Origin of the sequence: Micromonospora sp. H33 (genome assembly GCF_052068455.1) — a bacterium.
Lineage (GTDB): Bacteria > Actinomycetota > Actinomycetes > Mycobacteriales > Micromonosporaceae > Micromonospora.
Genome location: NZ_JBQHDE010000001.1, coordinates 1,054,488 through 1,068,343 on the forward strand (window position 1 = coordinate 1,054,488; position 13,856 = coordinate 1,068,343).

The following is a 13,856-nucleotide window of genomic DNA, read 5'->3' on the forward strand; positions in this document are numbered from 1 at the left end:
GGCGGCGCTATCGACAGTGTGACGATCCCGCTTTGGTTTTTCCTCCACAGTTTGGTCCGTATTGACGTGGGATGACTGACGGCCCTGCTGGCGGCAACCCACAACCACCGGGCCATCGCGCCCTTGTTCCGGGGACTAAGCTCGACATCCCGCGTCTTGCTTATCCGCCGCCGGAGTTGAGGCCAGTGGAGATACGCGTTCTCGGCGGGCTGTCGGTGCGGGCCTCGTCCGACGAGCTCCCACTCGGAACGCCGAAGCAGCGAACCGTCCTGGCCATGCTGACCACCGAGCCTGAACATCTGGTGACGGTCGACGAACTCGTCGATGAGTTGTGGCCCGATGGGCCACCGCGGTCCGCCGTGCCGAACGTTCGGACGTACGCCGCTAACCTGCGCCGGGCATTCCAGGCGGCGGCCGGCTCCGAGGGCGCGCTGGTCGTCAGGCAGGGAAACGCCTACCGCCTGCAGCTCCGCGCGTGCCAACTCGACCTCATCCAGTTCACCGCTGACTGCGCGCAGGCCCGGACCCTGATCAACAGGGGGAGTCTGGAACATGCCGAAAAACTGCTCAACCGGGCGCTCGGCCGGTGGCAGGGACGGATGCTCGCGGGACTTCCGCTCGGCCCCGTTCTCGCCGGCCGCGTAGCGGCCGCCGAAGAACAGCGGTGTGATGCGGTCGAACTTCTCGCCCGACTGTGGATCGGACTCGGACGACCCGAGCGGGCTGTCTTCGCGCTCCGGGACCTGCTTGCTCGTGAGCCGCTCCGTGAGTCGGCCCATGCCCTTCTCGTGGAGGCCCTCCATCGTCACGGTGACCGTTCCGGCGCCCTCTCGGCATACGCGTCGGCGCGGCAGATTCTGGCTCGCCACCTGGGTGTCGAGCCCGGCACGGAGCTGCGGATGCTTCGAAAGGCGATCCTCGCCGGGAGCACCGCCGGTACCTCCGTCATGAACCCGCACGCCAGGTTGGAGCCCGAGGAGCGGTCGTCGGTATCGGAGGGAGGGCGGCGCGGAGAGCAGGTCGACCGGCTTCCGCGAGCGGTGCCGGACTTCATCGGACGGACTGACGTAATCGACCGCCTGCTTCTGGAAACCGGACAGATCGAGGACCGAAGTTCTGCGGTCCACCTCATCGACGGTATGGCCGGCAGCGGCAAGACGACGCTGGCGGTGCATCTGGCTCGCCTCCTCGCCGTTCGATACCCGGACGCGCAGCTGTTCATCGACCTTGGCGGCCACGGGAAGGAGACGCCAGTCGAGTCGGCGGCGGCGCTTGCCGTCCTTCTTCGGCAACTGGGGGTGCCTGGCGGCCGGATACCTGTTGACCTGGACGATCGGATCGATCTCTGGCGACGAGAGTTGGCGAGTCGACGGGTCGTCGTACTCCTCGACAACGCCGCGAGCACCGAACAGGTGCGTCCGATCCTTCCGGTCGCTGCCGGCGCCGTGGTGATCGTTACCTCGCGCCGGCGACTTGCCGGTCTCGACGCCCGGCCGCCGGAGTCGCTGCCACCCATGACGGAGGAGGAGGGGATCGCGCTGCTCGCCTCGGCGGCGGGAGGGCCTCGGGTGCTGGCCGAACGGGCCGCCGCGGCGGCGGTGGTCCGGTACTGCGGCCGACTGCCGCTGGCGATCAGACTCGCCGGAGCGCGACTTGCTCATCGTCCGGCCTGGCGGCTCAGTGACCTGGCGCGTCTACTCGCGGACGGGACCGGCGGTCTGCTGCGAATGACCGTGGAGGAGCGCAACCTGGCGGGCGCCTTCGCCACGTCGTACGAGCCGACAAGCCCTTCGGCGAAGCAGATGTTCCGGCTGCTCAGCGTCCATCCCGGCCGCGAGTTCACGCTGCCCCTGGCAGCGGCGATCAGCGATGAGTCGCTGGTCCGCACAGCAGAGGCGCTCGATGAACTGATCGACGGTCATCTTGTGGAGGAGGTGGCGAGGGGGCGATATCGCATGCATGACCTGATCCGTCATTACGCTGCCGAGCTGTCGATGGAATGTGACACCCCGAAACGGCGCGAAATGGCGCTTGCCCACCTGTTGGACTTTATTCTGCACGCGTCACTGTCGGCAGCTGATGTGCTTGAGGACGGGCTCGCTCGCGCGCAGGTTTCCATGGGAGAGCCTCGTCGCCCCGATCTCCTGACGGTGAGCAGACGGGGCATCGAGTGGTTCGAAGAGGAGCGTTCCACAATCGTTGCTCTTGTGGGCCGGGCTCACCAGGCTGGCTTTCACAACCAAACGTGGCGACTGACCCGGACCATCTGGCGTTTCTGCTACATGCGCGCCTACTTCGACGACATCATCCACACGCACCGACTCGGCCTGGCGGCCGCCCGATCAGCAGACGACCCGGCCGCCACCGCCCTGATGTGCAACTACCTCGCGTCCGCCTACGTGCGGACCGGCAACTATCGGGACGCGTTGGAACTCCTGACCACTGCTGTTGCCATCAGCGAACGCGAGCGCGATCGGCCGAACCTGTTCAGGTTCCGGGCCAATCTGGTGGTCGTGTACTGGCTGCGGGGCGATCTCGAGGCCGCCGTCGCGGTCGGAATCGCCTCGATCCGGGATCCCCGGGGTTACCGACCGGACGAGATTCCTGCCAACCTGCCCAACCTCGGTCTTGCGCTGACGACGCTCGGTCGGTACGAGGACGCGTTGCATGTCCACCGACTGCACTTGTACTGGGCACGAGCCCACGGCAACTACTTCCACATCACCAACGCCCTCGGTCACATCGGATCCGTCAAGGCACGGATGGGCAAGCATGCCGCAGCCATTCGCATATTGCGGGCATCGCTGATGCTGAGGGACCGCACGGGCCATCGGTATGCGGAGGCAGAGGTGCAGAATGATCTCGGCGTCGCTCTGCGTGGTCTGGGGCGGCTTTCGGCCTCGGTGCGACAGCACGAACTCGCGTTGCGCCTGGCGCTCGAATCGGGGGAGCGGCACGTGCAGGCAGCGGCCCTCAACGAACTGGGAAGTACCCTCGACCTGCTAGGTGACACCGACGGATCAACCGAGAAATTCTCCGCCGCACTTGCTCTGGCCACCCGCATCTCGCACCCGTACGAGCAGGGGCGGGCGTTGGCGGGCCTGGCTGGCCTCGCCGTGGCGCAGGATGTCGACGCGGCGAAGCGGTACTGGGAGCGGGCGTCGGCGATCTTCCAGCGGATGGGCGTACCGGAGCGGTTCGAGGTCGAGCGCCGCCTCGCCGAGATCGCGGGCGACCCGGCGCAACCCCGTTGAGCTGCTGAAACCCTGGCTTATCGATTTCTTATCGCCGTCGCCGCTAGCCTCGGCCGCGTCGGCGAACGGGGGAGGTTCTGACTCGGGGCAGAACCTGGATCGCCGGAGCGCCCGCCGTCGGGGTCATCCCCCAGCGACCTCGGCGGCGGGTCGAACGAGGCGACAGGGGCGTCGGTGCCGCCCCGCCGGGCCGCGAAGCTCGGCGGCCTTCCGGAACTCCCGCCCGCGGGGTGAGCCGCCGCCGACCCATCCTTGTCGCCCCCGGGGCGGATAGGCTCGCCGGCGTGACGGATCCTGCGCAGCTCACCCACGTCGACGCGGCCGGTGCGGCCCGCATGGTCGACGTCTCCGCCAAGTCGGTCACCGGGCGGCTCGCGGTCGCCGCCGGCCGGCTCCGCACCACGACCGAGGTCGTCGACCTGCTGCGGCGGGACGGGCTGCCGAAGGGCGACGCGCTCGCCGTCGGCCGGCTGGCCGGCATCATGGGCGCGAAGCGGACCCCCGACCTGATCCCGCTCTGCCACCCCATCGCCCTGCACGGCGTCACCGTCGACCTGACCCTCACCGAGGACACCGTCGAGATCACCGCGACGGCGCGTACGGCGGACCGTACCGGCGTCGAGATGGAGGCGCTCACCGCCGTCGCGGTCGCCGGCCTGGCGCTGGTGGACATGGTGAAGGCCGTCGACCCGGCGGCCTCCGTGGACGCCGTTCGGGTGCTGCGCAAGGAGGGTGGCAAGACCGGTGAGTGGGTCCGTCCGGAGGACCGGCCGTGATCCGGGCGCGCGTCATCGTGGCCTCCAACCGCGCCTCCGCCGGTGTGTACGCGGACACCAGCGGCCCCCTGCTCGCCGCCGGTCTGCGGGAGCTGGGCTGCGAGGTGGGCGAGCCGGTGGTGGTGCCGGACGGCGATCCGGTCGGGGCGGCGCTGCGCGCCGCCGCCGCTGACGGGGTGGACGTCGTGGTGACCAGCGGCGGCACCGGCATCAACCCGTCCGATCGCACTCCCGAGGTGACCCGGGCGCTGCTCGACCACGAGATCCCCGGCATCGCCGAGGCGATCCGCGCGTACAGCCGAGACCGGATGCCCACCTCGGTGCTGTCGCGGGGGGTGGCCGGCGTGCTGGGCCGGACACTGGTGGTCAACCTGCCCGGCTCGACCGGCGGCGCCCGCGACGGGCTCGCCGTGCTCGGCCCGATCCTGGCCCACGCCGTCGACCAGATCCGCGGCGGCGACCACTGACCGGACCGCCCGCCGCTCCGGGCCGGGTGGCCGTCGACCGGGCCCACCACCGGCCGGGGCGCCCGCGGTCCGGGCCGGGTGGCCGTCGACCGGCCCAACCGGCGACCACTGGATGGTCCGCCCGACCCACTGGACCGGCGGCGGGGAGGCCACCCGGATACGCTCGTCCGGTGAGCACGGAAACCGCATCGGCCGCCGATCGGGTCGCCGCGCCCCCGCCCGCCGGGTGGGAGGAGGCGCGCTCGCGGGTGTACGCGGTGGGCCTCGCCGCCGCGCTGCCCGCTGTCGGCCGGCCACTCGCCGAGATCGACGGGCACACCCTGGCCGAGCCGTTGACCACCCGGACGGCGCTGCCGGCGTTCCCCACCTCCAGCGTGGACGGCTGGGCGGTGCGCGGTGCCGGCCCGTGGCGGGTGGTCGGGCGGGTGCTGGCCGGCAGCACCCCGGCGCCGCTGGCGGAGGACGGGACGACCGTCGAGATCGCGACCGGGGCGATGGTCCCGGAGGGGACTACGGCGGTGCTGCGGGTCGAGGAGTCGAGCCGTACGCCGGACGGCCGGGTGGCCGGCACGCCGCGGCCGGCGCCGGAGTGGCGCGAGCCCGGCGAGGAGGCGTACGACGGGGAGGAACTTCTTCCCGCCGGCACCCCCGCGGACCCGGCGGTGATCGGCCTGGCCGCCTCCTGCGGGCACGACACGCTGCCGGTCCGGCGGCAGCCGCGCGCCGCGCTGCTGGTCTTCGGTGACGAGTTGCTGACGGCGGGCCCGCCCGCCGCCGGCCGGGTCCGGGACGCGCTGGGGCCGTCGGTGCCGGCCTGGCTGCGCCGCTACGGGTGCGTGGTGCGCCCCTCCGACGTGGTGGGGCCGGTGGCGGACACGCTGCCCGCGCACGTGGCCGCGCTGCGGGGCGCGCTGGCCGACGCCGACCTAGTGTGCACCACGGGTGGCACGATGCACGGCCCGGTCGACCACCTGCACCCCGCGCTGGAGGCGTTGGGCGCGGACTACGTGGTCAACACCGTCGCAGTGCGGCCCGGTTTCCCGATGCTGCTGGCCCGGCTGGTCGGCGCCGACGGCCGGGTGCGGTTCGTCGCCGGGCTCCCCGGCAACCCGCAATCCGCCGTCGTCGCCCTGGTGTCGCTGGTCGCCCCGCTGCTGGCCGGTCTCACCGGCCGGCCGATGCCGGCGCTGCCATCGGCGACGCTCGCCGAGCCGATCCGCGGCCGGGGCGGCTACATGCACCTCGCGCTGGTGCGGCTGGACCGTACGGCCGGCACCGCCCATCCGGTCCGGCACGTCGGGTCGGCGATGCTGCGGGGGCTGGCCGGCGCCGACGGATTCGCGGTGATCCGCCCGGGCACGTCCGGGGAGCCCGGGGACCGGGTGCCGGTCGTGCCGCTGCCGCTGCTGCCCGGGGAGCGTGCGTGGTGACCGCGCCCGTCGTCGCGTTCGGCGAGGTGACCGAACGCCCGCTCGATCTGGCCGCGCACGAGGCGGCGGTCGCCGACCGCCGGGCCGGTGCGGTCGTGTCGTTCCAGGGTGTGGTGCGCGACCACGACCACGGCCGCGCCGTGACCAGCCTGGAGTACGAGGGGCACCCGAGCGCCGAGCGGGTGCTGCGCGAGGTCGCCGCCGAGATCGCGGCCGACCCCGACGTGTTCGCGGTGGCGGTGTCGCACCGGATCGGCCCGCTGGAGATCGGCGACGTGGCGCTGGTGGCGGCGGTCAGCACGGCGCACCGGGCCGCCGCGTTCGCCGCGTGCGCCCGCCTGGTCGACGAGGTGAAGGCGCGCCTGCCGATCTGGAAGCGCCAGGTATTCGCCGACGGCACCGAGGAGTGGGTCAACTGCCCCTGACGGCCGACCGGCCCGCCGCGCCCGGTAGCGGCGTCTCCCGGCACGACGTGTCCTGGCACCGCGGGCGACCGGCGACGCCCGGGCGACCGGCGACGCGCGGTGGGCGGGGGCGTCAGCGGCGGGTGACCAGCGCGCCCGGGCGGCCGGCCCGGTCGCCGTAGAAGACCGGCTCCGCCCCGGGCCGCCACGGCAGCGCGGCCACCAGCACGATCAGCGCCAGCGCCAGCGAGTTTTCCATCAGGGCGCCGAAGAGGCCGTCCTGGTAGTGGGACACCTCGGGGAGTTGGTGCTCGTACGGCCAGATCGGCGAGACCAGGAAGAGCAGGTAGAGGACCACGGCGGCGACCCCGTGCCGGAGCCCCGTCAACGTCGGGTACCAGATCGGGGAGCGGAGGCCGTTCACCCCCGGCAGCCCACCCAGTCCGGCCCGGGCGGCGAGACCCCGGCTGGCATCGCGCCGGCGGAGCGCGGCGTCGGCCAGCACGATGATCGCCGGGATCACCCACACGAGGTGGTGCGTCCAGGAGATCGGGCTGATCACGCTCGTGGTGAGCCCGACCAGGGTGAACGCGGTCAGCTCGTCGCCGTCCGCGCGCGCGTTGGCGGCGCGGGACAGGCCGAGCGCGAGCATCAGGATCGCGAACGCGAACCAGAGCAGCCCCGGCGTCTCGATCGAGTCGTACAGCCGGGCGAGCAGCCCGGCCAGCGACTGGTTGGGGGTCATGTCGGCGGCACCGACCCGCTCGGTCTGCCAGAGCACCCCGCCGAAGTAGGCCCGCGACTCCGGGCCGACCAGAGCGAAGGAGCCGACCGTCACGGCCACCACCGTGGCGACGGCCGTCGTCGCCGCGCGCCACTGACGCGTGATCATTAGGTAGACGATGAAGAGGGCCGGGGTCAGCTTGACGGCGGTGGCGAGGCCGATGCCGACGCCGGCCCAGGCGCCGCTGTAGACGAAGCGCAGCAGCAGACCGTCCGTGGGGGCGACATGCGTGCCCCGGCGGGCGCGCCAGCGCAGACCGATCAGGTCGGCCATGACCAGCGCGAAGAGAAGCAGGTTGACCTGGCCGTAGCCGAGGGTCTCGCGCGCCGGTTCGAGGGCCGCGGCGCACGGCGTCGCGATCGCCACCGTGTACCAGAGGGGCCAGCCCAGCCGGTCGACGATCGGGCGGAGCAGCCCGGCCAGGACGACGGCCAGCGCGGCGATGCTCGCCGCGGCGTTGACCAGACCGGCCAGCTCCACCGGAAGGTGTGCCATCGGGAGCATGACGAGCCCCGCGAACGGCGGGTACGTGAACCCGAGGGTCGTGCCGGGCGCGATGAACCCGTACAGCTCGTGGCCGCTCGCCCACCACACCACCGCGCCGTGGTAGATCTTCATGTCGAAGAAGTTGTACGGCCGCCCGAACGCGGCGATGGCGAGCCATGCGGCGTAGGCGACGGCGGCCACGATGCCGGTCCGTACGACTGTCCTGCGATCGATCCCACGCGTAACGCGACGGACTTGGGCGAGGCGGTCCACACGTCCACCGACAGGCGTCGGCATGGCGTGGCCACCCCCGTACCAAGGTCGTCCTACCCGTCCAGGTCCGGTACGGAGCCTAGAACGACCCCTCACGTCAGTGCCTCCCGCGTTATGCGACCGTGTCCGATCCCACACAAGTTTTTGACATTTCCACCGCGTTAACGCCTAGCGGGTGGTTCGCCGAGTTTCGTGGCGTTGACCCGGGTGGAGGTCGACGGAGGGGGAGGATCGACGCAGGTCAACCAGGAAGTCGTCGAGCCGTCGCTGCTGATCGTACGGCGATCCGGGCTTCTCGGCGGGCGGTACGGACAGCTCGCTGCACCGAACGTCGCGAGTGGCCGATCCGGTGGCCGGTGCGCCACCGCAGACCCGGCTTCCCCTCGGTGTCGGCGGCGGCGAGCAGAAGCCCGCCGAACAGGCCGAGGTTCTTGAGGAAGTGGACCTGGTTGTTGACCTTCGTTGCCGGGTCGTCGTTGTTCCAGAAGGGATGACCGGCGATCGTGACCGGGACCAGGGTGCCCGCCAACACCAGCGCCGCCGGCCGGGTGAACCTCCCGGTGGCGAGCATCAGGCCGGCGCCGAGCTGCACCGCCGCGTTGGCCCGGACCAGCGTCTCGGTGTCGGTGGGGATGCGGGGGTGGGCCCGCTCCAGCAGTGGGGTCACCCGTTCGGTCACCGGCTTGGCGGCCGCGACGAGCCGATCCGGGTTGGCGAAGTTCCGGACCCCACTGACGACGAAGATGCCGCTCAGCATGGCACGGGCGAGGGAGCGTACGGGTTTCATGGGTCAGTCATACCCCGTCGTGCCCGCCGCTACCCCGGCAACGGCCGATCCGGATCGGTCGACAGTGACTCCTCCGCCACGCCGATTCGAGCGACCGTCACGGATGGACCCCGGCTGACGGGTAACCTCCCCGGCGTGACGACACTGCGGCTCCGCCCGGAGGACCCGGCCGACACCGGCGCGGTCCGTCGCGTGCTGGCCGCCGCCTTCGCCCGCCCGGACGTGTCCACGCCACCCGAGGTGGGCCTCGTCGACGAGCTGCGCGGGAGCGACGCCTGGCTGCCGGAGCTGGCCATGGTCGCCGAGTACGGGGGCGAGGTCGTCGGCTACGCCCTGCTCACCCGGGTCCGGGTGCGCTCCGACGGGGGCGATGCGCCCGCGCTGGCCCTCGGCCCGGTGGCGGTCGCCCCGCACCGGCAGCGCATCGGGCTGGGCGCGGCGGTGGTGCAGGCCGCCCTCGACGCGGCGACCGAGCTGGGTGAGCGCCTGGTGGTGGTGCTCGGCGACCCCGCGTACTACCGGCGGTTCGGCTTCGGCCGCGCCGACCAGATGGGCCTCACCAGCCCCTGGTCCGGCTTGGGGGAGCCGTGGCAGGCGCTCGCGCTGCCCCCCTCCACCAGCGGGGAGGGCCCGCCCCCGCAGGGCGAGGTGCTCTTCCCGCCCCCGTGGTCCAAGGTGTAACTCCCGAGGCGGGGGTCAGGCCGGTTGGGTACGCAGGTAGCGGCCGAAGTGGGGGACCGTGAAGGCGACGGTGCCGCGCTCACCGGAGTAGATGAGGCCCTTCTTGATCAGGGCGTCCCGGGCCGGGGAGAGACTCGCGGGCTTGCGGCCCAGGGCGCGGGCGATCTCGGCCGTCGGGACGGCGGCGTCCATGTCGTCCCGACCGCCGCCGTCGGTCTCGCCCTCGACCAGGGACAGCGTCGCCATGGCCCGCATGTACTCGCGCTCGGCCGGGGTGGCCCGCTCGAAGCGGGAGCCGAAGAAGCCGACCGCCAGCTCCGCCTCCGCCTCGGGGGCCGCGACCCGCACGTCGGCGGCGGTGATCGGCGAGCGGGGCGCGTGGTCCCAGGTCGCCTTCCCGTACGCCTGGACGAAGTACGGGTAGCCGCCGGACTTCTCGTAGAGCAGGTCGAGCGCCTTCTGCTCGTACTCGACCTCCTCGCGCTCGGCCGGCGCGCACAGCGCCTGATCGGCGGCGATCCGGTCCAGCCGGTCGATGCGCTGGTAGCGGAAGAGCCGCTCGGAGTACGACTTGGCGGCACTGAGGACGGCCGGCAGGTGCGGCAGGCCGGCGCCGACCACGATCAGCGGTGAACCGAGCTGGGACAGCTCGTGGCAGGCGGCGCAGAGCGCCGAGACGTCCTCGGGGCCGAGATCCTGCATCTCGTCGATGAAGATGGCGATGCCGGTGCCGACGTCCTCGGCGATCGCGGCGGCGTCGGAGAGCAGCTCGACCAGGTCGATCTCGATGTCGCCGGAGTCGGCCCGGCCGCTGGCGGCGGGCACGTCGATGCCGGGTTGCCAGCGGTCGCGCAGCTTCGGCCCCGCGCCGCCGCGCCCGCTCGGGGCCGAGCGCTGCGCGAAGGCCTTCAGGACGCCGAGGAAGGCGTCGATCCGGTCCGGGGCGCGGTGCCGGGGTGCCAGCTCGCGGACCGCCATGTGCAGTGCGGCGGCGATCGGGCGGCGCAGCGACTGGTCGGGCCGGGCCTCGATCTTGCCGCTGCCCCAGAGCCGGTTGATCGCCTGCGAGCGCAGCGTGTTGAGCAGCACGGTCTTGCCCACTCCGCGCAGGCCGGTGAGCATCAGGCTCCGCTCGGGCCGACCCCGGGCGATCCGTTCCAGCACGATGTCGAAGACGTCCAGCTCGCGCCCCCGCCCGGCCAGTTCGGGCGGACGCTGGCCGGCGCCCGGGGCGTACGGGTTGCGGACCGGATCCACGCATCGGAGAGTATCGGGCCGTCTAGCGGCGAGGCTAGACATCCGTAGATGGGGCTACCGGCGTGTCGGGGAGTCGTCCGGCGATCTCTCTGGCTGTCGACACAAAACTAGGGCTGTCTAGCGTCCACGCTAGACAGCCCTAGTTTCGGCAATCAGCGCTCCTTCAGGCAGAGCACGTAGTCGAGCAGGTTCACCGAGTTGTCGTGGACGTAGTTGGCGGTGGCCTGCGGCGCGAGGACCTCGCAGCGGTCCCCGTCGGCCGTGGCGGGGATGCGCAGCAGCACCTCGTACGTGTTCGGACCACAGGGCACCTTGCGCAGTTCGGCGTCGTCGTCGGTCCCGTCGTTGACCACGCAGTCGCCCTTGGCGAAGTCGTCGCCCTCGTCCTCGGTCGGGGTCGGCTCGACGGTCGGCAGCGGGTCCCCGGTCGGCTCCGCCGGAGCGGTCGGGGCGGGGGGCGCGACCGACGTCTCGTCGTCGGCGACCTGCCACACCCCCCAGCCGACCAGGCCGAGACAGGGGCAGAGAAGGAGCAGCACGACCAGCCCGATGATCAGTGCGATCCGACCGCCGCGCTTCTTCGCGGGTGCCGGGGCCACGGGGTACCCCGCGGGTGCGGCCCAGGGCCCGCCGGCCGGTGCCGGACCCGGCGGGACCGGGCCGGGTGGGGAGCCGGCCGAGGGGAACCCGCCGGGCGTCGGACCGGCCGGCGGGTACGGCCCGGGCGGCGGAAACCCGGAGCCGGAGACCGGCGGCGGATAGCCGGCGCCCGACGCGGGAGGTGGCGGGAAGCCCGAGCCGGACGCGGGAGGTGGCGGGAAGCCCGAGCCGGACGCGGGAGGTGGCGGGAAGCCCGAGCCGGACGCGGGAGGTGGCGGGAAGCCCGAGCCGGACGCGGGAGGTGGCGGGAAGCCCGAGCCGGACGCGGGAGGTGGCGGGAAGCCCGAGCCGGACGCGGGAGGCTGCGGGTGGCCGCCGGCCGGCGGTCGACCCCACTGCGGCAGCGTCGGGTCGGTGCCCGGCTGCGGTTGGCTCCATTGCTGAACGGTGGGCTCGCCGGCCGGCCGGCCGGGCTGCCGAACAGTGGGCTCATCCGGCTGGCCCGGCTGCTGGACCGTCGGGTCGTCGCCGGCCGGCGGTCGCGCCCACTGCGCAACGGTCGGGTCGGCGTCGGACCGCGGCGCGTCCCACTGGGGAACGGTCGGTGGTTCCGGCGTGCCGGCCGGCGGCGGCGACCCGTCCGGAGGGGCGGGCTGGCGCTGGGTCTCGTCGTCCGGCGGGCCGGCTGATCCGTACGTGGTCATCTCTCTTCCCAAGGGGTGCGGTGGCTCAGCGCTGCTTCAGGCAGAGCACGAAGTCGAGGGTGTCCAGTTCGCTGTCGAAGAAGTACCAGTTGGTGTAGTCGTCGACCTTCGCGCACTTCGCCGCCGCGTCCTTCTCACCGCTGGTGGGACCGTCGACGCGGTGCAGCACCTCGTACGTCTTCGTGGCGCACTCGCTGATCAGCAGCTTGGGCTTCCCGCCGGCCGGCCCGTCGTTGCGGACGCACTGACCGACCTTGACGAAACGGGGGTCGGCCGACGACTCGGGGGCCGCGACGCTGGGCGCCGGGCTGCCCGGGCCGGCCGGTCCGGACGACCCGGCGGCCGCCGCAGCCGTCGGCGACGCCGACGGTGGTGCGGTGTCGTCCTGGCCGAGCAGGTAGAGGATCGCCGCCCCGCCGCCGAGCACCAGCAGCAGGACGGCGGCGAGCACCGCGACCAGCCGGCCCCTGCCACGGGACGGCCGGGAGGGGGGAGCCGGGTCACCGACGTAGCCGCTTGGGCCGCCCGAGTGCCCGCCCGGGCCGCCCGAGTCCCCGGCCGGTCCGTCGGCGGGCGCCGACCAGGGCGAGTACGCCGGGCGGTACGGCTCCGCGCCGTACCCCTGCTGCGGGCCGTACCCCTGCTGCGGGCCGTACCCGGTCGAGCCGGCGTGCGGTGTGTCGTGGCGCGGCGGGCTGTCGTACCCCGGGGGGTAGGTGCCGGGGTTCGGGCCCGGCGGATACGCGTCCCGCCACCCGCGCTCCGGCGGCCCGTACGCGTCCTCGGCGCGCCGGCCCCGCCACGGCTCGCCGGCGGTGCCGTCCGGTGGTCCGTAGTTCGCCATGCGCGCCTCCTGCACGAGTGAGAGGCCGGCCACCTCTGCGGGACGCCAACATCCCCGCCACCGTAGCGTGACGGTGCGATGAGCTCACCTCCGCCGAGTGCGACAGCGACCACCGGCCCGGCCGCCGTCTCCGGTGGGCCCGGCGCGACGCCCGCGCTCGTCTGGACGGCGCTGCTGCTGGTGTACGTCCTCTGGGGCTCGACCTACCTGGGCATCCGGATCGCCGTGGAGTCGCTGCCGCCGCTGGGCTCGGCGGCGCTCCGCTTCGCCGCTGCCGGCCTGGTCCTCGCGGCCGTGCTGCGGCTGCGCCGCGGTCCCGGTGCCCTGCGGGTCGACCGGCGCCAGCTCCGCTCCGCCGCGCTGGTCGGGGTGCTCCTGCTGGCCGGGGGCAACGGGCTCGTGGTGCTCGCCGAGTCCGGCCCGCCGGGCGTGGCCGTGCCGTCCGGGATCGCCGCGCTGTTCGTGGCCACCGTGCCCCTGCTGGTGGTGCTGCTGCGCTCCGCCACCGGCGACCGGCCGGGGCTCGCCACGATCGGCGGGGTGACGCTGGGCTTCGCCGGCCTGGTCCTGCTGGTGCTGCCGGCCGGCGGGGTGGACGCGGTGCCACTGGTCGGCGCGCTGACCGTGGTCGCTGCGGCCACGAGCTGGTCGGTCGGTTCGTTCCTTGCCGGGCGGCTGCCGATGCCGGCGGACCCGTTCGTCGCCACGGTGTACGAGATGTTCGCCGGTGCGGCGGTGCTGGCCGTGCTCGCGGTGGGGCGTGGTGAGCTGCGCGGCTTCGATCCGGGCGCGGTCACCGCGCGGTCGTGGTGGGCGCTGGCGTACCTGATGGTGTTCGGCTCACTGGTGGCCTTCACCGCGTACGTCTGGCTGCTGCACCACGCCCCGATCTCGCTGGTCAGCACGTACGCGTACGTCAATCCGGTGGTCGCGGTGGCGCTCGGCGCGCTGCTGGTGGCGGAACCGGTCACCCCCCAGGTGCTGCTGGGCGGTGCCGTGATCGTCGCGGGCGTCGCCCTGGTGGTCACGACGGAACGCCCGCCCCGCCGCTGAGCCACCCCGCGATCTTGCACTTGGTGCCCGGGCAAAGGCCACACAAGGTGCGTTCC

11 protein-coding genes and 1 pseudogene are annotated in these 13,856 nt (G+C 73.1%); 7 read left to right on the forward strand and 5 right to left on the reverse strand.

Going from position 1 to position 13,856, the window contains the following annotated elements; translation table 11 throughout:
• Positions 1-275: 275 nt before the first annotated feature.
• The 5 genes from ACTMS0_RS04995 to ACTMS0_RS05015 all read left to right on the forward strand — a co-directional run bounded on the left by ACTMS0_RS04995 (position 276) and on the right by ACTMS0_RS05015 (position 6,352).
• Positions 276-3,254: a BTAD domain-containing putative transcriptional regulator gene (locus ACTMS0_RS04995; protein ID WP_441153862.1), complete on the forward strand. Its 2,979-nt coding sequence runs from the start codon at positions 276-278 to the stop codon at positions 3,252-3,254.
• Between the two features lie 284 nt (positions 3,255-3,538).
• The gene (gene moaC / locus ACTMS0_RS05000; RefSeq protein ID WP_441153863.1) at positions 3,539-4,030 is read left to right on the forward strand and encodes a cyclic pyranopterin monophosphate synthase MoaC; all 492 of its coding nucleotides are present in this window, start codon (positions 3,539-3,541) and stop codon (positions 4,028-4,030) included.
• Positions 4,027-4,497 carry a MogA/MoaB family molybdenum cofactor biosynthesis protein gene (locus ACTMS0_RS05005; protein ID WP_441153864.1) on the forward strand — a complete coding sequence of 157 codons (471 nt, stop codon included), beginning with the start codon at positions 4,027-4,029 and terminating at the stop codon, positions 4,495-4,497. Before moaC ends, ACTMS0_RS05005 begins: the two co-directional genes overlap by 4 nt.
• 170 nt (positions 4,498-4,667) lie before the next feature.
• Positions 4,668-5,927: a molybdopterin molybdotransferase MoeA gene (locus tag ACTMS0_RS05010; protein WP_441153865.1), complete on the forward strand. Its 1,260-nt coding sequence runs from the start codon at positions 4,668-4,670 to the stop codon at positions 5,925-5,927.
• Positions 5,924-6,352 (forward strand): molybdenum cofactor biosynthesis protein MoaE, encoded by a 429-nt coding sequence (locus ACTMS0_RS05015; RefSeq protein ID WP_441153866.1) that lies wholly within the window; start codon positions 5,924-5,926, stop codon positions 6,350-6,352. Before ACTMS0_RS05010 ends, ACTMS0_RS05015 begins: the two co-directional genes overlap by 4 nt.
• A 112-nt stretch (positions 6,353-6,464) precedes the next feature.
• Here ACTMS0_RS05015 and ACTMS0_RS05020 read toward each other — a convergent pair whose 3' ends face one another.
• Together ACTMS0_RS05020 and ACTMS0_RS05025 are read right to left on the reverse strand one after the other, a co-directional pair.
• Positions 6,465-7,898: a glycosyltransferase 87 family protein gene (locus ACTMS0_RS05020; protein ID WP_441153867.1), complete on the reverse strand. Its 1,434-nt coding sequence runs from the start codon at positions 7,896-7,898 to the stop codon at positions 6,465-6,467.
• Between the two features lie 217 nt (positions 7,899-8,115).
• Positions 8,116-8,661 (reverse strand): DoxX family protein, encoded by a 546-nt coding sequence (locus ACTMS0_RS05025; protein ID WP_441153868.1) that lies wholly within the window; start codon positions 8,659-8,661, stop codon positions 8,116-8,118.
• A gap of 135 nt (positions 8,662-8,796) precedes the next feature.
• On the opposite strand from ACTMS0_RS05025, the gene ACTMS0_RS05030 reads away from it, so the two are divergent.
• Complete coding sequence (locus ACTMS0_RS05030) at positions 8,797-9,342, forward strand: GNAT family N-acetyltransferase (protein ID WP_441153869.1); 546 nt, start codon at positions 8,797-8,799, stop codon at positions 9,340-9,342.
• Positions 9,343-9,357: 15 nt separating this feature from the next.
• On the opposite strand, the gene ACTMS0_RS05035 is transcribed toward ACTMS0_RS05030, so the two are convergent.
• From ACTMS0_RS05035 to ACTMS0_RS05045, 3 genes and pseudogenes are all read right to left on the reverse strand, one after another.
• The gene (locus tag ACTMS0_RS05035) at positions 9,358-10,599 is read right to left on the reverse strand and encodes an AAA family ATPase (RefSeq protein ID WP_441153870.1); all 1,242 of its coding nucleotides are present in this window, start codon (positions 10,597-10,599) and stop codon (positions 9,358-9,360) included.
• Between the two features lie 152 nt (positions 10,600-10,751).
• Positions 10,752-11,156 (reverse strand): LppU/SCO3897 family protein, encoded by a 405-nt coding sequence (locus ACTMS0_RS05040; RefSeq protein ID WP_441154013.1) that lies wholly within the window; start codon positions 11,154-11,156, stop codon positions 10,752-10,754.
• A gap of 772 nt (positions 11,157-11,928) precedes the next feature.
• Positions 11,929-12,213: pseudogene (locus ACTMS0_RS05045) on the reverse strand (LppU/SCO3897 family protein); the annotation flags it as partial.
• Positions 12,214-12,825: 612 nt separating this feature from the next.
• On the opposite strand from ACTMS0_RS05045, the gene ACTMS0_RS05050 reads away from it, so the two are divergent.
• Entirely contained in the window at positions 12,826-13,800 is a 975-nt protein-coding gene (locus ACTMS0_RS05050) for an EamA family transporter (protein ID WP_441153871.1), read from the forward strand.
• Positions 13,801-13,856: the final 56 nt, after the last annotated feature.